The organism is Brevundimonas naejangsanensis (genome assembly GCF_003627995.1).
Taxonomy (GTDB): domain Bacteria; phylum Pseudomonadota; class Alphaproteobacteria; order Caulobacterales; family Caulobacteraceae; genus Brevundimonas; species Brevundimonas naejangsanensis_B.
Genome location: NZ_CP032707.1, coordinates 297,501 through 324,264, shown reverse-complemented (window position 1 = coordinate 324,264; position 26,764 = coordinate 297,501). Strand labels below are relative to the sequence as shown.

Sequence of the window (26,764 nt, the reverse complement as noted above, 5' to 3'; positions counted from 1 at the left end):
CGGAAACCGGGTTCTAGAGGAGTAGGGCGATGCGTCTTCTGGTGGTGGGCCGTCTCAGCGGTCAGCTGGCGACGGCGGTGAAGATGGCCATGGCGCACGGCGCCAAGGTCCAGCACGTCGAGCGCGCCGATCAGGCGACCGAGCAACTGCGCCGGGGGCAGGGCGCGGACCTGCTGATGGTCGACTACCGCATCGACATCGCCGCCCTGATCTCCGCCAACGACGCCGAGCGCATCCACGTCCCCGTCGTCGCCTGCGGCGTCGACGCCGACGCGCGCGAGGCGGCGGATGCCATCCGCGCCGGGGCCAAGGAGTTCATCCCCCTGCCGCCCGAGGCGGACCTGATCGCCGCCGTCCTGTCGGCGGTGGCCGACGACGAACGGCCGATGATCTCGGCCGACCCGGCGATGAAGTCCGTCATCCAACTGGCCGACCAGGTGGCCCGTTCGGAAGCCTCCATCCTGATCACCGGCGAAAGCGGCGTGGGTAAGGAGGTGATGGCGCGCTATCTGCACACGAACTCGCGTCGGGCGGACAAGGCCTTCATCAGCGTCAACTGCGCCGCCATTCCCGACAACCTGCTGGAATCCGAGCTGTTCGGCCACGAGAAGGGCGCCTTCACCGGCGCCGTGGCCCGCCGCATCGGCAAGTTCGAGGAGGCCGACGGCGGCACCCTGCTGCTGGACGAAATCTCGGAGATGGACGCCCGGCTGCAGGCCAAGCTGCTGCGCGCCATTCAGGAGCGGGTCATCGACCGCGTCGGCGGCTCCAAGCCCGTGCCGGTCAACATCCGCATCATCGCCACCTCCAACCGCGACCTGGCCAAGGCCGTGGCCGAGGGCAGCTTCCGCGAGGACCTGCTGTACCGCCTGAACGTGGTGAACCTGCGCCTGCCCAGCTTGCGCGAGCGCCCCGGCGACATCGCCGTCCTGTGCGACCACTTCATCCGCAAGTACGCCGCGGCCAACGGCGTGCCGCCGCGCCCGATCTCGGCCGAGGCGCGGCGCGCCCTGGTCGCCCACCGCTGGCCCGGCAACGTGCGCGAGCTGGAAAACGCCATGCACCGTGCGGTGTTGCTGGCGTCCGGGTCCGAGATCGACGTCGAGGCCATTCGCCTGCCGGACGGCCGCCCGCTTTTGGGCGGTGCGGGAGCCTCGACGCCTGCCGCCTCGACCTATGACGCCGGCGTGGCCGGTCAGGCGGCCCAGGCCGCCGACGCCGTGACCCGCAGCTTCGTCGGCCAGACGGTGGCCGAGATGGAGAAGACCCTGATCCTGGACACGCTCAGCCACTGCCTGGGCAACCGCACCCATGCGGCGACCATCCTGGGCATCTCGATCCGCACCCTGCGCAACAAGCTGAACGAATACGCCGACCAGGGCACGCCGATCCCGGCGCCGCAGTCCGGCGTGGCGGCCGCCTATGGCGCGGCGGGCTGATCCGATGCGCGCCGACCGTCGCACCGTGCTGATCGGGGCGGGCGCCCTGGCGCTGGGGGCCTGCGCCCGGACGACGGAGCCTGCGATGGCCGAACCCGTCGTGCTCGACCTCGACCTGTCGGCGCTGGAGGCCCGCCACGGCGGCCGCCTGGGCGTGGCCGTCGCGACCGAGGGCAAGCGCGCCGCCTGGCGCGGCGACGAACGCTTCGTCTATTGCTCGACCTTCAAGATGTATCTGGCCGCGGCGACCCTGCTACGCGTCCAGTCGGGGCTGGAGCGGCTGGACCGGGCGATCCCGATCACGGCCGCCGACATGGTCAGCCACGCCCCGGTCACGCAGCCCGCCGTCGGCTCGACCCTGACCATCGAACAACTGATGAAGGGCACGGTCGAGGTCAGCGACAACCCCGCCGCCAACATCCTGATCCGCGAGATGGGCGGGCTGGAGCCCTTCCGCGCCTTCTATCGCGGCCTCGGCGACACGATCACCCGCGTCGACCGTCTCGAGCCCGAGATGAACCGCCTGGACGGCGACAAGGACACCATCACGCCCGACCAATCGACGCGGAACATCGAGCGCCTGCTGGTCTCAGCCGACACGCCGCTGAGCCCGGCCTCAAAGACGCTGCTGATGCGCTGGATGACCGAGACGCCGACGGGGCAGGGCCGGATCAGGGCGGGCGTCCCCGTCGGCTGGACCGTGGCGCACAAGACGGGCACCGGCGGCTACGGCCCGGTCAACGACATCGGCCTGATCCTGCCGCCGACTGGGGCGCCCATCGTCCTAGCCGTCTATTTCCATGCGACTGCCGACTCCACCGACGCCCAGCGCGAGGCGGTGATCGCCGAGGCGACCCGTCAGGCGCTCAAGGCGCTGGGGCATGGCTGAGACCCGGCGAATCCTGCCATCAGGCGGCATGACCTTCGCCTTCCGCCATGGCTGACGCGCCGATCCTGATGAAGGACGGCCTGGCGCGCCCCACGGGGCGCGATGCGCTCGGCTGGCTGCTGCGCGGCGAGGTGGGCATGGCGGTCGGCGTCATCGCCGTCATCATGCTGCTGATCATGCCGATCCCGAAGATGCTTCTGGATCTGCTGCTGGCCATCTCCCTGGTGTCCAGCGTCCTGATCCTGATGACGGCCGTGATGATGAAGCGGCCGCTGGACTTCGCCATCTTCCCTACGGTGCTGCTGGTCTCGACCCTGTACCGCCTGGGGCTGAACCTGGCCTCGACGCGGCTGATCCTCAGCCACGGCCAGGAAGGCCACGACAGCGCCGGCAAGATCATCCAGGCCTTCGGCGAGCTGATGATGGGGGGCAACTTCATCATCGGGGTGATCATCTTCGCCATCCTGCTGGTGGTGAACTTCGTGGTCATCACCAAGGGCGCCACCCGCATCGCCGAGGTCTCGGCCCGCTTCACCCTGGACTCCATGCCGGGCAAGCAGATGGCCATCGACGCCGACCTGTCGTCCGGCCTGATCGACGAGGCTCAGGCCAAGCTGCGCCGCAAGGAGCTGGAGCAGGAATCGACCTTCTTCGGGGCCATGGACGGCGCCTCGAAATTCGTGCGCGGCGATGCGGTCGCGGGCCTGATCATCACCTTCATCAACGTCATCGGCGGCCTGCTGATCGGCATCCTGCAGCACGGCATGCCCGCCATGGACGCGGCCAACACCTATGTGCAGCTGACCGTCGGCGACGGCCTGGTGACGCAGATCCCGGCCATCATCGTCTCGGTCGCCGCCGGCTTCCTGGTGACCAAGGCGGGGGTCGAGGGTTCGGCCGACAAGGCCTTCGTCAGCCAGCTGGCCACCAACCCCGTGTCGCTGGGCGTGGTGTCCGGCACGGCGGGTCTGATCGGCCTGATCCCGGGAATGCCGCTGCTGCCGTTCGCGGCGCTTGCGCTGGGCACGGGCTTCATGGCGTGGCGGCTGGGCCGCGACCGGCTGAAGCCGCCGCCCGCCGAGCCGGTCGACCTCAAGCCCAAGGAGGAGGTGGAGGAGCCCATCGCCACCGCCCTGACCATCGACGAGGTGAAGATCGAGCTGGGCTACGCCTTGCTGGCCCTGATCAACGATCTGGAAGGGCGGCGCCTGACGGACCAGATCCGCGCCCTGCGCCGTTCGCTGGCCCAGGAATACGGCTTCGTCATGCCCAGCGTGCGCATCCTCGACAATATGCGCCTGCCCAATCAGGGCTACGCCATCCGCATCAAGGAGATGGACGCTGGGTCCGGCGAGGTGCGCCTCGGCTCCCTGATGGCGATGGACCCGGCCGGGCGTCAGGTCGAACTGCCCGGCGAGCACACGCGCGAGCCCGCCTTCGGCCTGCCCGCCACCTGGATCGACGAGTCGCTGAGGGAAGAGGCGACCTTCCGCGGCTACACCATCGTCGACCCCTCGACGGTGCTGACCACCCACCTGACTGAAATCCTCAAGGAGAACATGGCCGAGCTGCTCTCCTACGCCGAGGTGCAAAAGCTGCTGAAGGAGCTGAAGGGCGAGGAGCAGAAGCTGGTCGAGGAGCTGATCCCCACGGTCGTCACCGTGACCACCCTGCAGCGCGTCCTCCAGGCCCTGCTGCGCGAGAAGGTGTCGATCCGCGACCTGCCCGCCATCCTGGAAGGCCTGGCCGAGGCGGCGCCGCATACGACCAGCGTCGCCACCCTGGTCGAGCACGTCCGCAGCCGCCTGGCGCGCCAGCTGTGCTGGCAGCACAGGGCCGACGACGGCGCCCTGCCCATCGTCACCCTGTCGCCGGAATGGGAGCAGGCCTTCGCCGAGAGCCTGATCGGCCCCGGCGAGGACAAGCAGCTGGCCATGGCCCCCAGCCGCCTGCAGGACTTCATCCGCGCCGTGCGCGACGTGTTCGAGCGCGCCGCCATGACGGGCGAGAACCCGGTCCTGCTGACCGGGCCGCAGGTGCGCCCCTACGTCCGCTCCATCATCGAACGCTTCCGCGGTCAGACGGTGGTGATGAGCCAGAACGAGATTCACCCCAAGGCGCGGCTGCGCACCGTCGGCTCGGTCTGACGCTGGACACGGGGGAGCGGCTGAATAAAGGTTGAGGGCATGAAACGCATTCGGCCGGCCCTGCGCACCTTCGGCGTCTTCCTGCGGACCCCGACCCTCAGCCGTTCGATCATCGCTCTTCTGGCCCTGGCGCTGCTGCTGCTGCTGGCGGTCAATACGGCCACCCTGGTGATGATCCAGCGGACGTCCCGGTACAACGACACCGTCGACCACAGCCAGCAGGTGCGGCTGGCCGCCAAGGACACGCTCATGTTGCTGACCGACGCCGAGACGGGTCAGCGCGGCTTCATGCTGACGGCCCGGAACGAATACCTGGGCGTGCACGACAAGGCCGTGGCCAAGCTTCCGGCGGTGATGGCGCGGCTGGAGAGCCTGGTCGCCGACGACCCTGAATCCGCGGCCCGCGTCAGCAAGGTCCAGGCCATGGCGGACGACCGTCTGGTGATGATGGAACGGACCATCGACCTGACCCGGACGGGCCGCATCGGCGAGGCGGTGGCCGGCATCCGAAACGGCCGGGGCAAGGTCCTGATGGACGCCATGCGGGACGAATTGGCCGCCATCGACGCCATCGAGGCGCGACGCCTCTCCGAGCGCACCCGCCGGTCCGAATGGGCCCAGGCCGTGACCGTCGCCGTCAACGCCCTGGCCGGGCTGCTGATCCTTGTGCTGGCGGGGATCAGCGCCTGGCTGGTGCGCCGCTATGTCGGAGAGATCGAGGCGGCCCATTTCGAACTGGATCGCGTCAACGCCGGGCTTGAAAACGAGGTGCGCGACCGCACCGCCGAACTGACCCGCGCCAACGAGGAAATTCAGCGCTTCGCCTACATCGTCAGCCACGACCTGCGCGCGCCCCTGGTCAACATCATGGGCTACACCTCGGAGCTCGAGCAGGTCAGCCGGCTGCTGGACCAGCAGTTGACGGACATCGAGGCGGCTCAGCCCGGCCTTGTCGATCCCGAGGCGCTGCGCGCGGTGCGAGAGGACGCGCCCGAGGCGGTCGGCTTCATCCGCACCTCGACCGCCAAGATGGATCGGCTGATCAACGCCATCCTGCGCCTGTCGCGCGAGGGACGGCGCGCCCTGGCGCCCGAACCCCTCGACATGACCGCCATGGTTCGGGCCATCGCCGACACCGTCCATCATCAGGTCGGGGAAGCGGGCGGCGAAATCGTGGTCGCTCGCCTGCCCGTCCTGGAGAGCGACCGCCTGTCGATCGAGCAGATCTTCGGCAACCTGATCGACAATGCGGTGAAGTATCAGCAGCCGGACCGACCGATCCGGGTCGAGGTCCAAGGTCAGGAGCTGCCCGGAGGCTGGATCGAATACCGGGTCATCGACAACGGGCGGGGCGTTTCGCCCAAGGATCACGAGCGAATTTTCGAGCTTTTCCGTCGCTCGGGCAAGCAGGACAAACCGGGCGAGGGCCTGGGTCTGGCCTTCGTGCGCAACATCGTGCGCCGCCTCGGTGGCACGATCGAGGTCGAGTCAGAACTCGGCCGGGGGTCGACATTTCACCTCAAATTTCCGAAACGTCTGGTTGTGCTGGGCGACCATCAAGGAGACCGTCTGTGAGCCACTCGGTGAAGATCGTCATGGTCGAGGACGATCACGGTCATGCCAAGCTCATCGAAAAAAACATTCGGCGGGCGAACATCGGCAACGACATCGTCCACTTCGATCACGGCGACGCGGCGTTGGCGTATCTGTTCAGCGACGAGGTCCGCCACAACGGGCCGCTGCTGATCCTGCTGGACCTCAACCTGCCGGACATGTCGGGGACCGACATTCTCGAAAAAGTCAAATCCGACGAAAACCTGCGTCGCGCCCCTGTCGTGGTCCTGACCACCACGGACGACAAGGTCGAGATCCGCCGCTGCTACGACCTGGGCTGCAACGTCTATATCACCAAGCCGGTGGACTATGAGGCCTTCGCCGGCGCCATCCGCCAGTTGGGGCTGTTCCTGTCGGTCATGCAGGCGCCCGAGATCTGACGCCGTGACGGAGCCCGCAGCCGCCATCCGTCTCCTGTACATCGATGATGATCGCGGCCTGTCGCGTCTGGTGCAGAAGGAGCTCGGCCGCCACGGCTACGACGTGACCTGCGCCCCCGACGCCGACGCCGGCTATGAGGCGCTGAAGGCGGGCCGGTTCGACGTCTGCGCTCTGGATCACTACATGCCCGGCCGCGACGGCCTGGATGTCCTGCCCGACATCCTGGCCCTGTCGGACCCGCCGCCGGTGGTCTATGTCACCGGGGCTCAGGACGGGCGCATCGCCGTGGCCGCCCTGCGCGCCGGGGCCGCCGACTACGTCATCAAGGACGTGTCCGAGGACTTCACCGCCCTGCTGCGCTCGGCGATTGAGGACGCCCTGCTGCGCCGTCGCCTGGAGCGCGAGAACGAAGAGGCCCACGAAGAGGTGCGCCAGGCGCGCGACCGCGCCGAAGCCCTGCTGCGCGAGGTCAACCACCGCGTCGGCAACTCCCTGCAGCTGGTGTCCAGCTTCATCTCCCTGCAACTGCGACAGCTGGCCGACGAGGGCGCGCGCGCCGCCCTGCGCGAGGCGCAGGCCCGCATCGACGCCGTGGCTCACGTCCATCGCCGCCTCTACACCTCGGCCGACGTCGAGCGGGTGCAGATGGACGAATATCTGGCCGGCCTGGTCGAGGAACTGGGCAAGTCCATCGGACCCGACGGCGGCGAGCCGCGCCTGACCCTGCGCGCCCAACCGCTGCAGGTGACGACCGACCAGGCCGTCTCCCTGGGCGTCATCGTCACCGAGCTGGTCACCAACGCCGCCAAATACGCCTATGCCCCCGGCGCGCCGGGCGAGATTCGCGTGATCCTGCAGAAGTGCTGCGACAAGCGCGCCCTCCTGACGGTCGAGGACGACGGGCCGGGCCTGGGCGACGGCGTGCCCCAGGGCACGGGCCTGGGGTCCAAGATCATCTCGGCCATGGCCAGCGGCCTGCGCTCCGCAGTCGAGTTCGACCCGACGCACCAAGGGGTGCGCGCGCGCCTGGCTTTCGAGCTCTGAGCGGGGCTCTGGCGCGACGGCGCTTTCGGGGGTTCCGTCGGGCGACGGGGCGGGGTTAAGCTCCGCCAATGAAGCTTCAGTTCGGCACGGCCCGCCCGGGTCTCGACTACATTCATCGTCCCGCCGTCTTCGGCCTGGCCGAGCGCGAGGGCCGTCTGGCCTGCGTGCGCGTGGACCGCGGCGAGGGCGCGCCCTATTTCGACCTGCCCGGCGGCGCCCTGGATGGCGAGGAGACCGAGCAGCAGGCCCTGGTGCGCGAGTTCGCCGAGGAGACCGGCCTGATCGTCGAGCCGGTCGACCGCCTGACCGAGGCGGCGCAGTATTTCCTCAAGACCGACGGCACGCCGGTCAACAACGTCGGCGGCGTCTGGATCGTGCACGTGACCGGCGCCGATCCTTCGGCCAAGCAGGAGGCCGACCACGAACTGGTCTGGCTCGACCCGCTCGAGGCGCTGTTCAGCCTTCGGCACGAGGCGCACAGCTGGGCCGTGGCCCGCTGGCTGCGCGCCCAGCCCGCTGCGCCCAAAGGCTAGGTCAGTCCGCCATCAGGCGTTCAGCGACCGCCCGATAAGCGGGCAGGGACAGCGGATCCAGCAGACTGTTGCTGGCCTGGGGGCTCGAGGCGAACCGCACGATGACCATTTCGGCCTTCGGGTCGACGTAGCAGGCCTGGCCATAGACGCCGCGCGCCATGAAGGTTCCGTGGTCGTCGTGCGAGACCCACCACTGGTTGCGGTAGCTCCAGCCCGGCAGGGTGGAGTAGCCGGCCGAGGCGAAGGCCCGGCGGTCGCCGCCCGCGGCAATGTCGGCGACCACGCCGGCGGGCACGATCTGGCGCCCGTTGAAGGCGCCGCCGTTGCGCATCATCTCGCAGAACCGGCCCAGGTCGCGGAGCTGCAGGCTCAGCCCGCCCGCGGCATAGCCGGCGCCGCTGGAATCGACGTGCAGATAGGCGTCCCGCTCCATGCCCATCGGCTTCCAGAATCGCTCGCTCAGCACCTGGGCCAGGGGCTGGCCGCTGACACGGGCCGCCAGCCAGCCGACGACCTCGGTGTTGACGGACTTGTAGGCGAACGCCTGGCCGTGCCGCCCGGCCTTCTTGACGGTCCGCAGATAGTCGAAGGTGGTGCGCGGGCCGTCATAGCCGGGCGGGCGCGGCATCAGGCCGGCTGCGCGGATGAAGTCGAAGGCGTCGGACGCCGGATCGGTATAGACTTCGGAGTAGGCGAGGCCGGTGGTCATATCCAGGACTTGGCGCACGGTGGCGTCGGCGAAGCCGCTGTCGGCCAGTTCGGGGATGTAGCGCACCACCGGCGCCTCGGGGTCCAGCCGCCCCTCGGCGATCAACATGGCCGCCGCCGTGCCGACGAAGGACTTGGTCACCGAATGGGCCAGGTGCTGCCCGGCGGGCGTCAGCGCCCCGAAATAGCGTTCATAGACGACGACGCCGCGATGCATGACCAGGACGCCGTCGGTGTAGTTGGCGTCCAGCGACTGCCGCCAGCTCATCGGCGCGCCGCCGCCCAGCGGGATGAAGCTGACCGTGTCCAGATCCTCCCGCAGCCGGACGGGCAGGGCGCCGACCGCCCCGTCGCCGCGCGCGACCTCGGCCGTCGGCATCAGTTCGCGCCAGTGGGAGAAGCTCCACCGCGTCTGCGGAAACTGCATGAAGCTCAGGTCTTCGAACCGGATGGTGCGTTCCGGGGGCGGCGGCACGCCCTGCATCCAGCCCATGGCGACGGGATCGCTGGCCGCCGCATCCGGATAGGTCGGAGTTTGGGCCGCGGCCATGCCCGGCGCGGCGACGGCCGCCGCCCAGGCCGCTAGGGCGACCAGGCTTCGGCCAGGGAATTTTGTCGCAAACACCATGTCGAGTTCTCCGCACGGCGCCGTGCGCCTGAGCCGAGGATGGTCGCGGCGAGCGGCCAGTATTGTCAAATAAATTTACGACAAACGCCGCTCATGAAGGGCGGGCGGGTTCAGCGCGCCAGCGTCCGCATCGCTCGCTCCAGCCCCTCCAGCGTCAGGGGGAACATGCGGTGCTCCATCACCTCGCCGATCAGGCCGACCGAGGGGGTGTAGGCCCAGTGCCGCTCGGGCACGGGGTTCAGCCAGACGGACTTGCCCCACTGTTCGCGGGCGCGTTTCAGCCAGACCGCGCCGGCTTCCTCGTTCCAATGCTCGACCGAGCCGCCGGGCATGGTGATCTCATAGGGCGACATGGTCGCGTCGCCGACGAAGATGGCGCGCCAGTCGCCGGGGTATTTATGGATCAGGTCCCAGGTCGGGATGCGTTCGCTGTGACGGCGTCGGTTGTCTTTCCACACGCCTTCGTAGAGGCAGTTGTGGAAGTAGAAGAACTCCAGGTTCTTGAACTCGGTCCGCGCGGCCGAGAACAGCTCCTCGCACAGCTGGATGTGGCCGTCCATCGAGCCGCCGACATCCAGGAACAGCAGCACCTTGATGGTGTTGCGTCGCTCGGGCCGCATGTGGATGTCCAGCCAGCCCTGACGCGCCGTGCCGTCGATGGTGCCGTCGATGTCCAGTTCCTCGGCCGCGCCTTCGCGGGCGAACCGGCGCAGGCGACGCAGGGCGACCTTGATGTTGCGCGTGCCCAGTTCGACCGTGTCGTCCAGGTTGCGGTACTCGCGCTTCTCCCAGACCTTGACCGCGCGGCCGTGGCGGCCGGGGCCGCCGATGCGGACGCCTTCGGGGTTGTAGCCGCCGTGGCCGAAGGGGCTGGTTCCGCCGGTGCCGATCCAGCGATTGCCGCCCTGGTGGCGCTCCTTCTGCTCCTCCAGCCGCTGCTTCAGCGTCTCCATTAGCTTATCGAAGCCGCCCAGAGCCTCGATCTGGGCCTTCTCCTCGTCCGTCAGGAACTTCTCGGTCAGCAGCCGCAGCCAGTCCTCGGGGATGTCGGCGGTGATCTCCTCGCCGGGACCGACGCCCTCCAGCCCCTTGAACACCTTGCCGAACACCTGGTCGAAGCGGTCATAGTGCTTCTCGTCCTTGACCAGGAGGGCGCGCGACAGGTGGTAGAAGGCCTCGATGTCACGTCCCCCCACGCCCTTGTCCATGGCCTCCATCAGATGGAGCCATTCCTTGAGCGACACAGGCACCTTGGCCTCGCGCAGGGCGGTGAAGAAGGGCAGGAGCATCAGAGCGGTTCGGGACCCAGGGACTGCAGCAAGCGCTCCAGAACAGGCTTCAAGGCCTGGGCGTGATCCGACGCCGCCTGCCAGATCAGCCGCCTGTCTGCCCGGAAGTAGCTATGGGCCAACCTGTGGCGAAGGCCCGCGATATTGGCCCAGGGAACATCCGGGGTCTGAACTTTCATAGTCTCGGACAGGTTTTGCGCGCCTTCGCCGAGCACGATCAGATACATTGATGCGGCAGCGACACGTGTTCGATCTTCGATCCAGCTTTCCTGCTCGCCGCCCGCCGTTTGCACGGCCAGTTCGTCGATCGCTCCGATCATTTCCTGCAGGTGCAGCCGGTCGCGTTCAGACAAGGACCGCCTCGCGGACCGCTTGGTTGCGGACGAGGCGATGCATGGAATCCTCCGTCCCCATCTCAACCTTGACGCCCAGTTGTTCGCTCAACCCGCGCTCGATGCCGAAGAAATCCCAGCCCAAGGGCTTGGTCATGTCCACCAGCAGATCCACGTCGCTGTCCGGTCCCGCTTCGTCGCGCGCATAGCTGCCGAACAGGCGCACATTGACGATGCCCTGCTCAGCCAGCCACGGTTTGAGGTCTCGCAGCTTCTGAAGGAGTTCAGCGCGGGTCATGAAGGTAGTTTAGCCTATCCCCGCCGCAAGATGAACTCGTCGTCCATCCAGGCGCCGACCGGATACTGATACTCGCCGGCCTTCTCGAAGCCGTAGGCGGCGTAGAGCTTCTGGGCCTTTTCGTTGCCGCTCCAGACGCCGATCCACAGGGGGCCGTCGGTGTGGGCCTCCATCCACTCCAGGGCCACCTTCAGCAGTTGCGTGCCCAGGCCGAGGCCCTGCGCGGGCTTGCCGACGTAGAGGCGGCGCAGTTCGGCGTGGCTGGCGCGGCCGTCGGGGTGGGGCAAGGTGTTCGGCCCGGCGTTGGCGAAAGCCAGCAGTTCGCCGTCGCGCTCGGCCACCCACCAGGCGGCGCCGGGCTCGGCCAGTTTGGCGGCGATGGTCTCGGCGTTGAAGCTGGCGTCCAGGAAGGCGTTCAGGTCGTCCGCCGGATAGGGGATGCCGAATCCGGTGACGAAGGTGTCGATGAAGGTCTGGCGCCCCAGCACGCCCAGGGCGGCGGCGTCGTCGGGGCGGGCGGGGCGGATTACGGGCTCGGTCATCCTGCGAGGCTTAGCGCCGGGCCGGGCCGGGGTGAAGCCGCCGACAGCGCCTTTGTGAAGACGGCCTTCGCGGCCTCGTCATCTCTGGATGGTTGCAGGGGGGCGCGGCGGGGGCTACCACCTTGGTCCGAAGCGCGCCGAACCGGCGCGCGCCAATGCCGAAACGGGGGAGGGTGAGGGTCGCCAAAGCCTTGGTTTCACAGGCTGATCCCCGTGCTATGACTTCTCCTGCGCTCATGACTCACTCCGAATCCGAAGCCGCCCGGACCTTGGCGACGCCCGGCGACGCCGCCGAGGCGCCGATGGGCCATGGGGCGATCATCCTGGCCCGGCACGGCGAGCCGGCCCTGTCGCGCAAATGCATGATCACCTCGGATCAGTACCGCGACTGGTGGGGCCGGTATGAGATCGGCGGCCTGCGCGCCGGACAGACCCCGCCCCAGACCCTGCTGACCGCCGCCGAGGGCGCCGGCGCCATCTATGCCTCTACCCGTCCCAGGGCGCAGGAAACCGCCCGCGCCGTGGCGCCGGGCCGCGACGTCCTGGTCGACGCCCTGTTCATCGAGGCGCCCCTGCCGCCGCCGCGCTTCCCGGCCTGGATCAAGCTGTCGCCGCGCTATTGGGGCGTGATCTCGCGCATCTGGTGGCACGTGTTCAATCACCACGAGGGTCAGGAGACCCGCGCCGAGGCCGAGGTCCGCGCCGATCAGGCCGCGCGCGTCCTGATCGCCCGCGCCGGCGAAGGTCAGGACGTTCTGGTCCTGGCCCACGGCTATTTCAACCACATGGTCGGCCAGAGGCTGAAAGCCCACGGCTGGCGCCTGGCCCATAACCAGGGCTTCAAATACTGGTCACAACGTCGCTACGAGAAGCGTTGAGGCCTTTCGTCGTTGATGCGCCGCGCGGGCGTCTCTAGGTTGCCCGCATCATGACCGACGCTTCCGCTTCTCCCGCCGTGCCCGCCGACCTCAGCTTCGAGGACGCCCTGTCGCGTCTGGAGGGCATCGTCTCGCGCCTGGAGTCGGGCCAGGCGCCCCTGGAAGAGTCCATCGCCCTGTACGAAGAGGGCGCGCGCCTCAAGGCCCACTGCGAGACGCGCCTGAAGGCCGCTCAGCTGCGGGTCGAGAAGATCGTCGTCGGCGCTGACGGTCAGGCCAAGGGCGTCGAACCGGCCGAGTTCGGTTGACGTCGTTATGACCATGCTCGCCGCCAATTCCCCGGAGCAGGCCGTCATCGACCGGGTGGCCGAGATCGCCGACGTGGTCACCGTCGCCCTGGACCGGCTGCTGCCGCGCGCTGACGGCCCGGAGGCCCGCCTGACCGAGGCCATGCGCTACGCCGCGTTGGGTCCCGGCAAGCGGTTGCGCCCCTTCTTCGCCATGGAAGCCGGCCGGATGCTGGAGGTGGAGGAGTGCGCGGTCCTGCGCGCCGCCTGCGCCCTGGAATGCGTCCACGCCTATTCCCTGGTCCATGACGACCTGCCGGCCATGGACGACGACGACGTGCGGCGCGGTCGGCCGACCCTGCACATCGCCTATGACGAGGCGACCGCCATCCTGGCCGGCGACGCGCTGCAGACCGCCGCCTTCGACATCATCCTGGACGAAGAGACCCACGACGACCCGGCCGTCCGCTGCGAACTGGCGCGGCGGCTGTCGTTCGCCTCGGGCGCGCGGGGCATGGCGGGCGGCCAGATGATCGACCTGATGGGGGTGCGCGACGACCTCGGCGGCGTGGCGCGGATGCAGCGGCTCAAGACGGGCGCCCTGTTCGCCTACGCCTTCGAGATTCCGCTGATCATCTCCGGCGCGGGCGAGGCCGCCTGGCACGCCCTGACCAGTTTCGCCCACGACCTGGGCCTGGCCTATCAGATCGTCGACGACGTGCTGGACGCGGAAGGCTCGGCCGAGGAGATGGGCAAGGCCGCCGGCGGCAAGGATGCGGCCCTGGGCAAGACCAATTTCGTCACCCTGCTGGGCGTCGACGCGGCGCGACAGAGGGTCGCGCACCTGGCCGATCAGGCCCGCTCGCACCTTGACCTGTTCGGCCATGACGCCGAAATCCTCAGGGCCAGCGTGGACTTTGTGCTCCAGCGCCGGTCCTGATAGGAAACGCGCCCGCTTCGTGCGGGTTACTGTGTGACGTTCTCGCGTCGAAGGCTCCCGATCCCTATGCCCCACACCCCGCTTCTCGACACCGTCAAAATCCCCGCCGACACGCGGGGGTTCGACATCGCCCAGCTGAAGCAGCTGGCGGATGAGGTGCGTGCGGAAACCATCGACGCCGTGTCGGTGACCGGCGGCCATTTGGGCGCGGGTCTGGGCGTGGTCGAGCTGACGGTCGCCCTGCACCACGTCTTCGAGACGCCCAAGGACATCCTTATCTGGGACGTCGGCCACCAGTGCTATCCGCACAAGATCCTGACCGGGCGGCGCGACCGCATCCGCACCCTGCGCCAGGGCGGCGGTCTGTCGGGCTTCACCAAGCGTTCCGAAAGCGAATACGACCCCTTCGGCGCGGCCCACGCCTCGACCTCCATCTCGGCCGCCCTGGGCTTCGCCTCCGCCCGCGACCACAAGGGCGAGAAGAACCGCGTCGTGGCCGTGATCGGCGACGGCTCCATGTCGGCGGGCATGGCCTATGAGGCGATGAACAACGCCGCCGAGGCCACCAACGGCCAGCTGATGGTGGTGCTGAACGACAACGACATGTCGATCGCCCCGCCCGTCGGCGGCATGAGCGCCTACCTGGCCAAGCAGGTCTCGGGCGGCGCCTATCAGAACATTCGCAAGGTCGGGAAGAAGTTCGTCGACCATATGCCGCGCCCCTTCCGCGATGCCGCGCGCAAGGCCGAGGAATACGCCCGCGGCATGATCGTGGGCGGCACCCTGTTCGAGGAGCTGGGCTTCTACTACGTCGGGCCGATCGACGGCCACGACATGGAGAATCTGGTCCCCATCCTGAAGAACGCCGCCGCCATCACCGACCGTCCGGTGCTGGTCCACGTCGTGACCCAGAAGGGCAAGGGCTACGCCCCGGCCGAGAGCAGCGCCGACAAGCTGCACGCGGTGGTCAAGTTCGACGTGGTCTCGGGCAAGCAGTCCAAGGCGGTCTCGAACGCGCCCAGCTACACCAAGGTGTTCGGCACGGAGCTGATCAAGCACGCCGAAAGCGACCCCTCCATCGTCGCCATCACCGCCGCCATGCCGTCGGGCACGGGGCTGGACCTGTTCGGCCAGGCCTTCCCCGACCGCACCTATGACGTCGGCATCGCCGAGCAGCACGCCGTCACCTTCGCCGCCGGTCTGGCCGCCGACGGCATGAAGCCGGTCTGCGCCATCTATTCGACCTTCCTGCAGCGCGGCTACGACCAGGTGGTCCATGACGTGGCCATCCAGTCCCTGCCGGTGCGCTTCGCCATGGATCGCGCCGGCCTGGTCGGCGCCGACGGCGCGACCCACGCAGGCAGCTTCGACATCGGCTTCATGGGGGCTCTGCCCGGCATGGTGCTGATGGCCGCCGCCGACGAGGCCGAACTGGCCGCCATGATCTCGACGTCGCTGGCCATCGACGACCGCCCCAGCGCCTTCCGCTATCCGCGCGGCGAGGGCGTCGGCGTCGACATTCCCGAACTGGCCGCCCCGCTGGAGATCGGCAAGGGCCGCATCGTCCGCGAAGGGACCTCGGTCGCCATCCTGTCGTTGGGCACTCGGTTGCAGGAATCGCTGAAGGCGGCCGATCTGCTGGCCGCCAAGGGCGTCTCGGCCACCGTCGCCGACGCCCGCTTCGCCAAGCCGCTGGACGCCGACATGATCCTGCGCCTGGCGCGCGAGCATGAGTGCCTGATCACGGTGGAAGAGGGCGCCATGGGCGGCTTCGGGGCCTTCGTGCTGCAGTTGCTGGCCGAGAAGGGCGCGCTGGACGCCGGCCTCAAGATCCGCACCCTGCATCTGCCTGACGTCTTCCAGGACCAGGACAAGCCCGAGGCCATGTACGCCCAGGCGGGCCTCAACGCCGACCACATCGCGGCGACCGCGCTGACGGCGCTGGGCGTCGACGCCAGCCGGGCGGTGCGGGCGTAAGGCGTTCTTCCTTCTCCCCTTGTGGGAGAAGGTGGGCGCCGGAGGCGTTCGGATGAGGGGTGCTTACACCTCATCAACCGTTCAGGCTCTCAGCGAAACCGGCGGGTCGCCTCGCAGACACCCCTCATCCGGTCCTCACGGACCACCTTCTCCCACAAGGGGAGAAGGGCAAGGATCGCAACACCTCGATCATGTCAGCCACCAGCGGATGGCGGAAGACGGCGATCACGCGCGAGCCTAAATCTGCAATCGGCCATCCCCCCTCGGCGCCTGTGCTAGACTGCATCCGGGCCGAGAGGGGATTTCAGACGATTCAGACGAATTGGACTCTATTTTTTCCTTCTCTCATCAGAGTAGGGCGAGGGTCACAATACCCCGATCATGCTGGCGACCAGGGGATGGCGCACGATGTCGCGCTCGGCCAGGCGGACGACGGCGATCTCGGGCACGGCCTCCAGGCGGTCGGCGATGTCGGACAGCCCCGACACGCCGGGCAGCAGGTCCGACTGATGCGGGTCGCCCGTGACCACCATGGTCGAGTGCCAGCCCAGGCGGGTCAGCAGCATCTTCAGCTGGACGTAGGTGCAGTTCTGCGCCTCGTCGACGACGATGAAGGCGTTGTTCAGGGTGCGGCCGCGCATATAGCCGATGGGGGCGATCTCGATCAGGCCCTCGGCCATCAGGGCCTTGACCCGCTTCATCGACAGCCGGTCCGACAGGGCGTCGTAGAGCGGCCGCAGGTAGGGGGCCAGCTTGTCCTCCATGTCGCCGGGCAGGAAGCCGATGGATTCCCCGGCCTCGACCGCCGGGCGGCTCAGGACGATGCGGCCGACCTTGCCCGCCTCCAGCGCCTCGACCGCCTTGGCCACGGCCAGATAGGTCTTGCCCGTGCCCGCCGGGCCCAGCGCCAGCACCAGGTTGGCGTGATCGACGGCCTCCATCAGTTCGGCCTGGCCGTCCGACTTGGGCTTCAGCGTCTTGAGATAGCCCTGATCGCGCTCGTCGTTCGAGGGCAGGGGCGACCAGCCGCCGACGCGGGCGGGCAATCGCCTGACCTTGGCGTCCTGAATGAATTCGGGCGAATCCAGCACGCCTTCGCGCAACTGACGCTTGATGGCCGATCGTTTGCTCATGGACGTCTCCAGGGCATGAAAAAAGGCGAGCCCGGCAGGGTCTCGCCTTGGTCGTCGGTGGGGGAGGTGGGGGCCGAAGCCGCGTGGCCGTCCCGAACGGTCGCAGGGTCTTCGCCGCAGCAGGTGCGTCGCCGTCCCCGGACTGGTCGCGAACACGCCAAGCGCATTCTCCAGCATCTGACCGGACCGGGCTTGATCCAGCTTCGGATCCGGGGCCGATATAGGGGCCTCGAATCGCATCAACAGGCTGATGCTAACGTGGTTTCCGAAGGGTTAAAGCCTTCATTTCGATAAGGATAGGCGGTGTGCGGATGAGTGTTTACAGCCTGGGCGACAGCAAGCCTCAGCTTCCGCCGGAAGGCGAATACTGGATCGCGCCGAGTGCAACCGTTCTAGGGAACGTGATTCTGCATCCGGGCGCCAGCATCTGGTTCAACGCCGTGCTGCGCGGCGACAACGACCCCATCATCGTCGGCCGCGACAGCAATATTCAGGACGGCAGCATCCTGCACACCGACGTGGGCGCGCCCCTGACCATCGGCGCCGGCGTGACCGTCGGGCACAAGGTGATGCTGCACGGCTGCGAGATCGGCGACAACAGCCTGATCGGCATCGGCGCCGTCGTCCTGAACGGGGCGCGCATCGGGAAGAACTGCCTGATCGGCGCCAACGCCCTGATCACCGAGGGCAAGGTCATCCCCGACAACAGCTTGGTCATGGGCCAGCCCGGCAAGGTGGTGCGGGAACTGGACGAAGGGCAGATCGAGGGGCTGCGCGCCTCGGCCCAGCACTATGTCCAGAACTGGCGGCGCTATGTGGCGGAGTTGACGCTGATCGGCTGATCCGGCCGGCCCACATTGGCACGGCTCACAATGGCACAGGCCCGCCCGCCGGGGGCGGCGAAGGGCTGGGGAAACCGAGGGAACAGGCCATTGTCGGACGCCCCGTGCGGCCCGGCGCTTGCAACGACCGGTCGACGATCGATGCAGGAGTCCGATCCCATGCGGGCAGGGATGTTGAAAATTCTGGCGGGCGCGGCGGCCTTCGCCGGCCTGATGGCGGTCGCCGACGTCGCCTCGGCGGGCTGCGGCCCGAGCGGTTGCCTGCCGCCGCCGCCGCCGCCGCCGATCATGCCGCCGCCGGTGACGCCGCCTCCGGGCGGGGGGTGCGGCCCCAGCGGCTGCCTGCCGCCGCAGCCGCCGGTCACGCCGCCGTGCGGCGGCGGGGGCTGCCTGCCGCCTCCGCCTCCGGCCTGCTGCGGCTCGGGCGGGGGCAATGTGAACGTCAACATCAACGTCAATGCGAACGCCAGTGCGAACGCGAACGCGAACGCCACGGCGACGGCGCGCGCCTTCGCCGGCTCGCGCAGCGGCGCTACGATCATCGTCGGCGGGGGCGGCGGGGCCTACTTCAACGTCGACCAGCCCTATCCGACCACCATCCAGGGCCTGAACGTCCAGGGCGCGATGCAGATGGTGCGCGTGCCCTTCACCGCCTCGCGCCGCATCGAGAAGCAGGTGGTTCTTCAGGCGGTCTGCATCGACGACCGCAACGTGCCGCACCCGGCCTCCCAGGTGCGTCCGGGCCGCGACGTGAGCGGGGACTACGACGGCGAACTGTATCGCTGCATCGCCGGGACCAAGCTGCAGTGGACCATCAGCGAGGCCGAGGGCGCGCCGGGCGAGACGATGGCGTGCAACAAGCGCGAGGCCCTGTGGCACGGCGCGGGCGGCCGCCTGGAATGCCGCCCGGAAAAGGCGGCGCGCGACTGCAACGAGCGCTCGCTGCTTCGCCGCTACGGCGCGGGGGTGAAGGTGCTGACCCTGATCCGCGAGGAGACCTACACCGAATATCGCGAGGAGATGGTCCAGGGCGAGGCGGTCAGCGGCATGATGATGCTGGACGGCGGCGTCGGCGGGCGGGTTTTCTGAACCCGCCGTTCAGCCAGCCGACAGGCGGGGCGGGCTAGGGTTGCCGCATCGACTCTCCGTCGACAGGCCTGCAAACGACTGGGCCCCGCTCCGAAAGGAACGGGGCCCTTTCTTTTGGGCCAAGGTTTTCGCGTGAGGTGCAAAGACCCACTCCCGGCGGGAGAGGGGTTTGCGGCCCTCCGCCATTGAGGGGGAGGGCCTTCGTTGTGTTACTGGGCCGCCGCCACCTCGGCCTTCCAGGCCGTGTCCGGCCGCAGATACTGGCGGGCCGCAGCCTGGATGTCCGCTGCCGTGAAGGATTCCAGGTCGCTGATGTGCGTCTGGATCTGCTCCAGGGAGGCGGGCTTGGCGGCCAGGTCCTGAAGCTGGCCCACCCAGTATTCGTTGCCGGCCAGGCTGCGGCGCAGGGTTTCAATAACCGGCAGGCGGGCTCGGTTCAGCTCGTCCTCGGTGATCGGGGTGTCGCGCAGATCGGCGGTGATGGCGTCGACGGCGGCGAAGAAGGCGCCGAACTTCTCGGGCGCCGTGTCGGCCGTGATCGAGATGGAGCCATAGCCCTTGAACACGTCCGAGGCCGAGGCGCGCACGCCGGGCGAATAGGCCAGGGCCTGCTTTTCACGGATCTCGTCCAGGACGCGCAGCTTCAGCACCTCCGCCAGGATGGCGACCCTGCGGGATTCGGTGCGGTCGTCGACGGCGTCGGTCGTCGGCCAGGCGACGTAGGCCAGGCCCTGATCCACCGGACCGGCGTGCAGCAGGCGGATCGGCTGGGCCGTCGGCGCCGGGAAGCGCCGCTGGTCCGCGCCCGGCAGGGGCTGGGCCGCCGGGGCGCGCGTCGGCAGGGCCGCGAAGGTCGAGGCGACCGAGGCGACGGCGTCCTCCACCTTGACGTCGCCGACCATGACGATGTCGATCAGGCCGGAAGCCAGGCCCTGAACCACGCCCTGCTTCAGCTCGTCCAGGGTGAAGGCGGCGATCTCGGCCGGGGACGGCATGGTCTCGCGCTTGTCGCCGCTGGCCAGCAGGCCGCTGGCCTGAAGGCTGAAGGCGCCGCCCGGCGTGGCCATCTGCTGGGCCATGAACTGCGGCAGGAGGGCCTTGATCTGCTCGAACGGCGCCGGGCGCAGGCCCGGATCGGTCAGATAGGCCGCCAGGACCTGCATCTGCAGTTGCAGGTCGGCGGGACGGGTGGCACCCGCCAACCGGTAGGCGTCCCCTTCGATGGTGAAGCCGGCGCTGTAGATCTTGCCGGTCAGGACGCGGTTCAGCTCATCGGCCGTCAGCTTGCCCAGGCCGCCGGCGGTGAAGACCATGGGGGCCAGGGATTGCGACGTGAAGCGATCGGTCGGCAGGCCCATCTCGCCGATGCCGGTGCGCACGGTGACCAGGATCTGCTGGTCCTTGAAGGTGGTCGGCTTGACCGTCAGCCGCACGCCGTTGGGGAAGGTGACGATGGTGGCGCCGACGGCGGCGACCTGGGTCGTCGAGGCCGGGACGGCGGCGGCGCCGAAGTCGGCGTAGGGCCAGTCCAGCTTGGCCTGTTCGGCCGGAGCGCTGACCGGGACGGCGCGGCTGGCTTCCAGCAGGGCGGTGACGCCGGCTTCGCCGCCTTCGATGGCTTCGGGCGTGACCACCAGCGCCAGCGGGCCCTGCCCCTCGAAGGCGTGCTTGACCGCCGCGCTGACCTGTTCGGCCTTGAGATCCTTCACCGAGGCTTCAAACAGGGCGAGGTTGGTCGCGGGGGCCGAGAAGACCTTGGCGTCGTTGGCGGCGCCCAGCAGGGCGTTCGCCAGGGCCGGGGTGCTGCGCGTCGCCGCCGCCTGGACGGCGTTCTCCAGGGCGGTGCGGGCGTTGGCGATCTCGCGGTCCAGCTCGACCTGGGACACGCCGAACTGCACCAGGCGGCGCTGCTCCTGCTCGATGGTCTCGAGGGCGCGCTTCAGCCCGCCGGGGTTGAAGTTGGCGGACGCGCTGCCGAGGTCCAGCGTCTTGAACAGGGTTCCCTGGCCGACGCCGGCGCTGATGAAGGGCGGGTTGTCGGCGCGGGCCAGTTCGCCCAGGCGGCGGTTCAGCACGGCCAGGCCCAGATTCTGCAGCAGGTCGTCGCGACGCTCGGCCGCCGTGTCGGGGTCCAGATCGGGATTGCGGATCCAGTTCAGCTGAACCGAGGACTGGATGCCCGGCTCGACGAGGATGCGGGTCTCGGGCCGGCGCGGGGCGACCTGTCCCAGATCGGGCTCGGGGCCGTCGGCGGCCTTGGGCGTCCAGTCGCCGAAGGTCGCCTTGATCTTGGCCTCCATCTGATCGACGTCGAAGTCGCCGACCGCGATCAGGGTGGCGCGCTCGGGGCGGTAATAGGCCTCGTAGAATTCGACGAAACGCTCGCGCGGGGCCGAGCGGATGATGCTGAGGTCGCCGATCGGCAGGCGGTTGGACAGGCGCTGACCTGGCGCCAGCAGGGCGATCTGGGCCTTCAGCGAACGCAGGGCGGGCGTGTTGCGCAGGCGCTCCTCGCCCTCGATCACGCCGCGCTCGGCGTCGATGTCCTCGGCCTTCATCAGGGCCTCGGAGACCTGTTCACGCATAATGCGCAGCGAGGTGTCGACGGTCTCGTCGTTGGTGCGAGGCAGCTCCAGCACATAGGCGGTCTGGTCGAAGCTGGTGAAGGCGTTGGTGTCGGCGCCGAAGGCCAGGCCCAGACGCTCGAGGATTCGCAACAGCTCGTTTTCGGGCACATTGGTCGTGCCGTTGAAGGCCATGTGCTCCATGAAGTGGGCCAGGCCCAGCTGGTCGTCGTTCTCCATCAGGGAGCCGGCCGCGATCCGCAGGCGCAGCGACGCCTGGCCCGGCGGGGTGGCGTTCCTCATGATGGCGTAGCGCATGCCGTTGGGCAGGACACCGAAGCGCACGGCCGCGTCGGCGGGAATGTCGCTGGCCGCCTGGGCCCAAGGCTGAGACGGAGGGGCGTCCTGCGTCGCGACGGCCGACGGCGGCGTCAGGGCGAAGGCGGGAAGCGCTGCGCCGCCCATCAGGGCCAGGCTGGAGGCGGCGAGCAGAAGCAGGCGGCGAGGGGATCGCATTCGGTTGTGTCTCCGCGGCGTGCGAACGGGCGGCCCCGAGACTGATGGCGGCCCTGCACCCTATGACGGACGCGCCGCCCCAGGCCGCGCGTCTGTTTCACGGTGACAAACGAACTTGACTACCTCAAGTTACCGAAAGTTAATTCACGGGCGGGTGACGTAGAAGCTCGCCGTATTGCCGACCGCGTTTGATCCGGCGACGACATTGCGGCCCCAGCCGTTGATCGTGGTGGTCGCCGTGGCCCGGACGTCGCCCATATTGGTCTGGACGTTGCGCGCGTTCAGGTCGCCGCCGCAGTCCGAACAGGCGAAGCCGGTGACGGCGTTGCCCGCCGCATTGGCTCCGACATAGGCGTCATAGCCGTTCTGGCCGGTGAAGCCGGCGCTGGCGGTGACGCCGCCGGTGTTCATCTGGGCGTTGTCGATGCTGACGTAGATGTCGTTGTTGCCGGCATGGACCTCATTGCCCACGGCCTCGGCCGTCGCATAGGCGGCGCCGAAGTCATAGGAGCTGAGTTCGGTGCGGGACTGGGCCTCGGCCTCGTTTTGTTGATCGACGTCGACCACCAGCGACCCGCCCTGGTTGTAGAAGGCGGCCTGGTTGGAGGCGGCGCGGCTTCGCGCGGCGATGTCCCAGGCGTTGCCTGCCCACACGCCGGTCCAGGCGGTGACGCCCGCGCCCGAGGCGCTCTGGCGGACCGACAGGTCCTGGTGCGCGTTCGGGGTCGATGTGGCCTGGACCGCGTTGGCTGAGGCCTGGCTGGCGAAGGCAGTCTGGGCCGGGGCGTAGGTGAAGCGGGCCTCGGTCTCGGCGTAGATCTCGCCGGACGAGGTTTGATCCGCGCGGCCGGTCACGGCGCCGCGCGCCGCTGCCGTTCCGCCGCCGCCCAGGGCGACGGTGTTGCCGATGGCGTCGGAGCTCATGTAGCCGCCATGGATCAGGCGAGCGCCGGTCTCCTCGATGCGGCTGCGCGCGGTGACGGCGCCGTCTAGGGTCTGGGCGGCGTCCACGTCTATGCCGGTGTTGACGGCGGTCCCGGCCAGATAGTTCCCCCGCGCCTGGGTCAGGCTGTTCACGCGGCCCGTCTCGCCGCGCAGGGTCAGGGCGGTGTCGGCCACGACGGCGCCCTGCGTGTCCTGGGTCGAGCGCACGTCCACGGCGCGGCCGTCCGCGCCCCCGACCAGGGCGTTGCCCATGGCGGCGTTCGACACAGCGACGTTGTCGCTGACGTTGACGACGTTCAGGCGCTGGCCGGCGATGACGTCGCCCAGGTTCAGCTGTTCGTTCAGGACTAGGCCTCGATCTTGGGGCTGGGCCTGAGCGGAGGCCTCAGCGGCCGCCGCCACGCACAGCGCTGTCGCGGCGATCGTGCCAGCGAGACGGGTCGGCGCGAGTCTGGCCATTGTTCGTGTCCGTGTTGGCGTAAGCGGGATAGTAGCCGCCGGTCGGACCGACCGGGCTGCCGCCCAGCGGATCGTTGGCGGGGTTGAGGCAGATTTCCGGGCCGGGGGCGCCGTAGAGGTTGGCCATGAACTCGACCGTGGCGCGTTCGACCAGGGCGCGGACCGCCAGTTGGACCGGCTCCAGGCCGCTGGACCCGGCCGAAATGTCGAAGACGTTGCCGTTCAGGAAGTCGAACACGCCTGCCGACACTTCGCGGCCGACGATTTGCTTCTGATAGGAGACCACGTCCACGACCTCGAGGGTGGTGGTCTGCACTAGGCGCAGGTCGATGGCGACGTTCATGACGAAGACCTTGCCGGTCAGCATGCCCGAGCCGCCGTTCTGCTTCACCTCGCCGCCGGCGATGTCGAAGCCGCCCGAACGGATGTTGTAGTTCACCTCGGTGATGCCGCCGACGATGTAGAAGTCCGAGCCCGGCACCTGGCCGGCCAGGATGCGGCGGAAGGCGGCGTCCTGGGGCGCGCCGTTGGGCTGGTCGTCGCCGATCAGCTTGTTGTTGGCGTAGCGCAGCTCCAGCTCGGACACCGAGGTGTCGTAGCGCTCGACGATGCGCGCGCCCGCCTTGGCCAGGGCGGTGTTGGCCATCAGGGACGCGCCCTGGGTGATCTGGCGCCCGCCGTCGGAAGAGATGGAGCCGGTGTAGTCGCTGATCCGGCCCACCGCCATGCGCGGCGAGGGCAGATTGTAGCGGCGCGCATAGTCGGCCAGGCAGTAGAGCGCCGTCGAATAGGGCGTCGGGTTCGACGTCACCGGGGCGTTGCCGATCGGCTTGGCGTAATGGCCCGACGAACCCGCGCTGGTGCTGGCGCACCCGGCGAGGAGGGCGGCGGCTGCGGCCAGGCAGCCCAGGGAACGCAAGGGAGAACCAAAGGCGGAGAATATCATGGGAAGACCAGCGTTCCGTTCAGCGCGGTCCCGGCGGTGATATTGCCGGTGTTGTTCTGGGTGGAGTTGACGACGACGGTGTTGCGGTTGCCCTGGACCACCACGTTCAGATTGTTGCCGATGGCTGTGGCGCCGCTGATGTTGGTTCCCGAGCCGTTGCCGGATCCGTTGATCGAGCCGGAGGAGGACACGCCGCTGGACGTGCTGGAGTAGCTGCTGGCGCCCGATTGGATGATGCCGTTGACCACCAGGCGGTTGCCGTTGGCGTCGCGGGTCGTCCCCTGCGAGGGGCGGGCGGTGGTGTAGCGCGAGGCGCCGTAGCCGGCCTGGAATTGGCCCGCGCCGGCCGACCCGGCCGCTTGGGCTGACGCGTCGGCGGCCGCGAGGGCCCCCGCCGCCGTCACGGCTATCAGTGTCAGTGTATGAGACGACATCACGCGCTCCGCAGGACTTCTGAACGGGACACAGCAACGCCTGTGCCAGTCTCGGAATGAGCCAAAGCCCCGCGCAGAGGTTCGCCTTGAGATTGGCGCGTCTTGCCCCCATCAAGGGGCATGCCTCATTTCGACGCCTCGTCGCCGCGCCCGCCTCGTGAAAAGATCTTCAACGCGCCCTTCCTGCCGCTGCTGATCGCCGCCTCCATGCCGGTGCTGTTCTTCTTTCAGGAGCGGCTGCCCGATCAGGGGCTGTCCATGGCCTTCCGCCCCGCCGATATGTGGCGCGGGGAGTGGGGCGGCCTGTTCACCTCCATGCTACTGCACGGCGGCTGGCCGCATGTGGCCATGAACGCGATCGGCGCCCTAGCCTTTGGCGCGCCCGTGGCGCGGATGCTGGAGCGCGGCGTCGGGCCGCTGATCTTCGTCCTCTTCTATATAGTGAGCGGCGCCCTCGCCGCCTTGGGCTATGGCCTGCTTCATCCTTATAGCGTCGACCCCTTGGTCGGGGCGTCGGGCGCCGTCTTCGGCCTGATCGGGGCGGCGACGCGGCTGATGGGCGGGCATGGCCGGGTTCTGCCCCTGCTGCATCCGACGGTGCTCAAGGCTTCGGCGGCCTGGATGGCGGTCAATCTCATCGTGGGACTCATCGGCCTGGCCCCCGGCGCCGAGGGCGCGCGCATCGCCTGGGAGGCCCACGCCATAGGCTTCGTCTTCGGCCTGCTCACAGTCGGCGTCCTGGCGCGCGGGTCGAACGCCAGGGCGTGATTTGCGTACCGGCGGCGTCTGAGCGATCCTGCGTCAGAGCGGTCGAGCCGCGATTGATCCGCGGTTCACCCAGTCACCAGCGATGGAGGACGCCGTCATGTTGGTCGCCGAAATTCTCAAGGGCAAGGGACGCGATGTCTTCACGCTCGCGCCCGACGTTTCTCTTCACGACGCGAGCCAGGAACTGGACCGCAAGCAGGTCGGCGCCCTGATCGTCTGCCGTGACGATCAGGTGGTCGGGGTTCTCTCGGAACGGGACATCGTCCGGGCCGTTGCTCGCGACGGCGCCGAGGCCCTGTCGCGCCCCGCCTCCGCCTATATGACGACAGAGGTGATCTTCGCCGAGCCGGCAGAGACCGTGGCGCTCCTGATGACGCGCATGACGGATCGCCGGATACGCCACCTGCCCGTGCTGCAGGACGACCGGCTGGCGGGGGTGGTCTCCATCGGCGACGTGGTGAAATGCCAGATCGCCGCCGCAACCCAGGAGGCGGAAAGCCTGCGCACCTACATAGCGGCGGGCTGACGGGCGGGGCGCCTGTGCATAAGTCGGCCGCCTGTGGATGGTTCGACTTTCTTCAGAAACGCCCTTGCCACCCCGAAAAGCGGGACGTATATCGCCGCCTCGCTCGGAGACGGGCTGGCCCGACGGGCTTCGGAGATTGGATTTCCGGGGTTTTGGTCGGGGCAGGAGTTTGAAAAAGCTTCTTGCCTCGGTCGGTTGGTTCGGTTAGTTTCCACGGCTCAATCGAATCGCTGAAATGCTTTGGGGGACAAGCCTCTCGGTTTTCTCGGCGATGATCTGCGGCCTTCGGAGCTTCGGTTTCGGAAAACGCAGAAAGGCTGAAAAGCCCGGTTGACAAGGAGATCGGCTCTCACTAGACAGCCGCCTCCGCCGTTCCTCCCGGAGCGGTTTGGTGAAAAGAAAGTTCTTTAAAAAGAACTGCTTGACACCGAAAACTGGGTCGGCTAGATAGCCGCCTCCGCCGCGGACCCGGCGCTAAACGGTCCGGCCGGTTCTTCCGGTCCTGGTCTTTGAAATCGTTGATCTGGAAAGAGAAACGCAGGCGGCGGTGTCCTGGCGATGACCCTTCGGGGTCTATCAGTCGACACTGACAACTGCGGTCTTTTTGAAAAGACAT

25 protein-coding genes are annotated in these 26,764 nt (G+C 68.5%); 15 read left to right on the top strand and 10 right to left on the bottom strand.

Annotation, left to right across the window (positions count from 1 at the left end; genetic code table 11):
* The first annotated feature begins 29 nt into the window (after positions 1-29).
* The 7 genes from D8I30_RS01495 to D8I30_RS01465 all read left to right on the top strand — a co-directional run bounded on the left by D8I30_RS01495 (position 30) and on the right by D8I30_RS01465 (position 8,047).
* Entirely contained in the window at positions 30-1,439 is a 1,410-nt protein-coding gene (locus D8I30_RS01495) for a sigma-54-dependent transcriptional regulator FlbD (RefSeq protein WP_121481158.1), read from the top strand.
* Between the two features lie 4 nt (positions 1,440-1,443).
* A complete protein-coding gene (gene bla / locus D8I30_RS01490) occupies positions 1,444-2,328 on the top strand; it encodes a class A beta-lactamase (protein WP_162938775.1) in 885 nt (294 codons plus the stop codon).
* A 47-nt stretch (positions 2,329-2,375) separates the two neighbouring features.
* Positions 2,376-4,475 (top strand): flagellar biosynthesis protein FlhA, encoded by a 2,100-nt coding sequence (gene flhA, locus D8I30_RS01485; protein ID WP_121481157.1) that lies wholly within the window; start codon positions 2,376-2,378, stop codon positions 4,473-4,475.
* Between the two features lie 39 nt (positions 4,476-4,514).
* Complete coding sequence (locus tag D8I30_RS01480; RefSeq protein WP_121481156.1) at positions 4,515-6,050, top strand: sensor histidine kinase; 1,536 nt, start codon at positions 4,515-4,517, stop codon at positions 6,048-6,050.
* Complete coding sequence (locus tag D8I30_RS01475; protein WP_240387283.1) at positions 6,047-6,469, top strand: response regulator; 423 nt, start codon at positions 6,047-6,049, stop codon at positions 6,467-6,469. Before D8I30_RS01480 ends, D8I30_RS01475 begins: the two co-directional genes overlap by 4 nt.
* Before the next feature lie 4 nt (positions 6,470-6,473).
* Positions 6,474-7,514 (top strand): sensor histidine kinase, encoded by a 1,041-nt coding sequence (locus D8I30_RS01470; RefSeq protein ID WP_240387282.1) that lies wholly within the window; start codon positions 6,474-6,476, stop codon positions 7,512-7,514.
* Between the two features lie 68 nt (positions 7,515-7,582).
* Complete coding sequence (locus D8I30_RS01465; RefSeq protein WP_121481154.1) at positions 7,583-8,047, top strand: NUDIX domain-containing protein; 465 nt, start codon at positions 7,583-7,585, stop codon at positions 8,045-8,047.
* A 1-nt stretch (position 8,048) separates the two neighbouring features.
* Here D8I30_RS01465 and D8I30_RS01460 read toward each other — a convergent pair whose 3' ends face one another.
* From D8I30_RS01460 to D8I30_RS01440, 5 genes are all read right to left on the bottom strand, one after another.
* Complete coding sequence (locus D8I30_RS01460; RefSeq protein ID WP_121481153.1) at positions 8,049-9,383, bottom strand: serine hydrolase domain-containing protein; 1,335 nt, start codon at positions 9,381-9,383, stop codon at positions 8,049-8,051.
* A gap of 110 nt (positions 9,384-9,493) precedes the next feature.
* Entirely contained in the window at positions 9,494-10,672 is a 1,179-nt protein-coding gene (locus D8I30_RS01455; RefSeq protein WP_121481152.1) for a vWA domain-containing protein, read from the bottom strand.
* The gene (locus D8I30_RS01450) at positions 10,672-11,025 is read right to left on the bottom strand and encodes a HepT-like ribonuclease domain-containing protein (RefSeq protein ID WP_121481151.1); all 354 of its coding nucleotides are present in this window, start codon (positions 11,023-11,025) and stop codon (positions 10,672-10,674) included. Before D8I30_RS01450 ends, D8I30_RS01455 begins: the two co-directional genes overlap by 1 nt.
* Positions 11,018-11,302, bottom strand: coding sequence for a nucleotidyltransferase family protein (locus D8I30_RS01445; protein ID WP_121481150.1), 285 nt, complete (start codon positions 11,300-11,302; stop codon positions 11,018-11,020). The genes D8I30_RS01450 and D8I30_RS01445 overlap by 8 nt, the downstream gene beginning before the upstream one ends.
* Before the next feature lie 14 nt (positions 11,303-11,316).
* A complete protein-coding gene (locus tag D8I30_RS01440) occupies positions 11,317-11,844 on the bottom strand; it encodes a GNAT family N-acetyltransferase (RefSeq protein WP_121481149.1) in 528 nt (175 codons plus the stop codon).
* A 236-nt stretch (positions 11,845-12,080) separates the two neighbouring features.
* Between D8I30_RS01440 and D8I30_RS01435 the strand changes: the two genes are divergently transcribed.
* From D8I30_RS01435 to dxs, 4 genes are all read left to right on the top strand, one after another.
* Entirely contained in the window at positions 12,081-12,722 is a 642-nt protein-coding gene (locus D8I30_RS01435) for a histidine phosphatase family protein (protein WP_121481148.1), read from the top strand.
* 50 nt (positions 12,723-12,772) lie between these two features.
* The gene (locus D8I30_RS01430; protein ID WP_121481147.1) at positions 12,773-13,030 is read left to right on the top strand and encodes an exodeoxyribonuclease VII small subunit; all 258 of its coding nucleotides are present in this window, start codon (positions 12,773-12,775) and stop codon (positions 13,028-13,030) included.
* 13 nt (positions 13,031-13,043) lie between these two features.
* Complete coding sequence (locus D8I30_RS01425) at positions 13,044-13,949, top strand: polyprenyl synthetase family protein (protein WP_121483339.1); 906 nt, start codon at positions 13,044-13,046, stop codon at positions 13,947-13,949.
* 66 nt (positions 13,950-14,015) lie between these two features.
* Positions 14,016-15,926, top strand: coding sequence for a 1-deoxy-D-xylulose-5-phosphate synthase (gene dxs, locus D8I30_RS01420; protein WP_121481146.1), 1,911 nt, complete (start codon positions 14,016-14,018; stop codon positions 15,924-15,926).
* Between the two features lie 365 nt (positions 15,927-16,291).
* Here dxs and D8I30_RS01415 read toward each other — a convergent pair whose 3' ends face one another.
* Entirely contained in the window at positions 16,292-17,071 is a 780-nt protein-coding gene (locus D8I30_RS01415) for a PhoH family protein (RefSeq protein WP_121483338.1), read from the bottom strand.
* Between the two features lie 299 nt (positions 17,072-17,370).
* Between D8I30_RS01415 and D8I30_RS01410 the strand changes: the two genes are divergently transcribed.
* Positions 17,371-17,901, top strand: a complete 531-nt coding sequence (locus D8I30_RS01410; RefSeq protein ID WP_121481145.1) for a gamma carbonic anhydrase family protein — start codon at positions 17,371-17,373, stop codon at positions 17,899-17,901.
* Between the two features lie 171 nt (positions 17,902-18,072).
* On the top strand, positions 18,073-18,990 hold the full coding sequence (locus D8I30_RS01405; protein ID WP_240387409.1) for a hypothetical protein: 918 nt from the start codon (positions 18,073-18,075) through the stop codon (positions 18,988-18,990).
* Positions 18,991-19,199: 209 nt separating this feature from the next.
* Here the strand turns inward: D8I30_RS01405 and D8I30_RS01400 are convergent, their stop codons facing one another.
* The 4 genes from D8I30_RS01400 to hfaA all read right to left on the bottom strand — a co-directional run bounded on the left by D8I30_RS01400 (position 19,200) and on the right by hfaA (position 24,854).
* On the bottom strand, positions 19,200-22,070 hold the full coding sequence (locus D8I30_RS01400) for a M16 family metallopeptidase (RefSeq protein WP_121481144.1): 2,871 nt from the start codon (positions 22,068-22,070) through the stop codon (positions 19,200-19,202).
* 144 nt (positions 22,071-22,214) lie between these two features.
* Positions 22,215-23,474 (bottom strand): holdfast anchor protein HfaD, encoded by a 1,260-nt coding sequence (hfaD, locus tag D8I30_RS01395; RefSeq protein WP_121481143.1) that lies wholly within the window; start codon positions 23,472-23,474, stop codon positions 22,215-22,217.
* A complete protein-coding gene (gene hfaB, locus D8I30_RS01390; RefSeq protein WP_121481142.1) occupies positions 23,401-24,420 on the bottom strand; it encodes a holdfast anchoring protein HfaB in 1,020 nt (339 codons plus the stop codon). The genes hfaD and hfaB overlap by 74 nt, the downstream gene beginning before the upstream one ends.
* Complete coding sequence (hfaA, locus tag D8I30_RS01385; protein WP_162938774.1) at positions 24,417-24,854, bottom strand: holdfast anchoring protein HfaA; 438 nt, start codon at positions 24,852-24,854, stop codon at positions 24,417-24,419. The genes hfaB and hfaA overlap by 4 nt, the downstream gene beginning before the upstream one ends.
* Before the next feature lie 120 nt (positions 24,855-24,974).
* On the opposite strand from hfaA, the gene D8I30_RS01380 reads away from it, so the two are divergent.
* Both D8I30_RS01380 and D8I30_RS01375 read left to right on the top strand, forming a co-directional pair.
* A complete protein-coding gene (locus D8I30_RS01380) occupies positions 24,975-25,622 on the top strand; it encodes a rhomboid family intramembrane serine protease (RefSeq protein WP_121481141.1) in 648 nt (215 codons plus the stop codon).
* Positions 25,623-25,719: 97 nt separating this feature from the next.
* Complete coding sequence (locus D8I30_RS01375; protein WP_121483335.1) at positions 25,720-26,148, top strand: CBS domain-containing protein; 429 nt, start codon at positions 25,720-25,722, stop codon at positions 26,146-26,148.
* The last annotated feature ends 616 nt before the right edge of the window (positions 26,149-26,764 follow it).

Bases quoted from the DNA above. Each gene is read 5' to 3' on its own strand.
- D8I30_RS01435 (WP_121481148.1), top strand. From the start codon at position 12,081: ATGACTCACTCCGAATCCGAAGCCGCCCGGACCTTGGCGACGCCCGGC.
- D8I30_RS01460 (WP_121481153.1), bottom strand. From the start codon at position 9,383: ATGGTGTTTGCGACAAAATTCCCTGGCCGAAGCCTGGTCGCCCTAGCG.
- D8I30_RS01480 (WP_121481156.1), top strand. From the start codon at position 4,515: ATGAAACGCATTCGGCCGGCCCTGCGCACCTTCGGCGTCTTCCTGCGG.
- D8I30_RS01430 (WP_121481147.1), top strand. From the start codon at position 12,773: ATGACCGACGCTTCCGCTTCTCCCGCCGTGCCCGCCGACCTCAGCTTC.
- D8I30_RS01440 (WP_121481149.1), bottom strand. From the start codon at position 11,844: ATGACCGAGCCCGTAATCCGCCCCGCCCGCCCCGACGACGCCGCCGCC.
- D8I30_RS01400 (WP_121481144.1), bottom strand. From the start codon at position 22,070: ATGCGATCCCCTCGCCGCCTGCTTCTGCTCGCCGCCTCCAGCCTGGCC.
- dxs (WP_121481146.1), top strand. From the start codon at position 14,016: ATGCCCCACACCCCGCTTCTCGACACCGTCAAAATCCCCGCCGACACG.
- hfaA (WP_162938774.1), bottom strand. From the start codon at position 24,854: ATGTCGTCTCATACACTGACACTGATAGCCGTGACGGCGGCGGGGGCC.
- D8I30_RS01375 (WP_121483335.1), top strand. From the start codon at position 25,720: ATGTTGGTCGCCGAAATTCTCAAGGGCAAGGGACGCGATGTCTTCACG.
- hfaD (WP_121481143.1), bottom strand. From the start codon at position 23,474: ATGGCCAGACTCGCGCCGACCCGTCTCGCTGGCACGATCGCCGCGACA.
- D8I30_RS01405 (WP_240387409.1), top strand. From the start codon at position 18,073: ATGTTGAAAATTCTGGCGGGCGCGGCGGCCTTCGCCGGCCTGATGGCG.
- D8I30_RS01495 (WP_121481158.1), top strand. From the start codon at position 30: ATGCGTCTTCTGGTGGTGGGCCGTCTCAGCGGTCAGCTGGCGACGGCG.
- hfaB (WP_121481142.1), bottom strand. From the start codon at position 24,420: ATGATATTCTCCGCCTTTGGTTCTCCCTTGCGTTCCCTGGGCTGCCTG.
- D8I30_RS01445 (WP_121481150.1), bottom strand. From the start codon at position 11,302: ATGACCCGCGCTGAACTCCTTCAGAAGCTGCGAGACCTCAAACCGTGG.
- D8I30_RS01410 (WP_121481145.1), top strand. From the start codon at position 17,371: ATGAGTGTTTACAGCCTGGGCGACAGCAAGCCTCAGCTTCCGCCGGAA.
- D8I30_RS01425 (WP_121483339.1), top strand. From the start codon at position 13,044: ATGCTCGCCGCCAATTCCCCGGAGCAGGCCGTCATCGACCGGGTGGCC.
- bla (WP_162938775.1), top strand. From the start codon at position 1,444: ATGCGCGCCGACCGTCGCACCGTGCTGATCGGGGCGGGCGCCCTGGCG.
- flhA (WP_121481157.1), top strand. From the start codon at position 2,376: ATGGCTGACGCGCCGATCCTGATGAAGGACGGCCTGGCGCGCCCCACG.
- D8I30_RS01465 (WP_121481154.1), top strand. From the start codon at position 7,583: ATGAAGCTTCAGTTCGGCACGGCCCGCCCGGGTCTCGACTACATTCAT.
- D8I30_RS01380 (WP_121481141.1), top strand. From the start codon at position 24,975: ATGCCTCATTTCGACGCCTCGTCGCCGCGCCCGCCTCGTGAAAAGATC.
- D8I30_RS01455 (WP_121481152.1), bottom strand. From the start codon at position 10,672: ATGCTCCTGCCCTTCTTCACCGCCCTGCGCGAGGCCAAGGTGCCTGTG.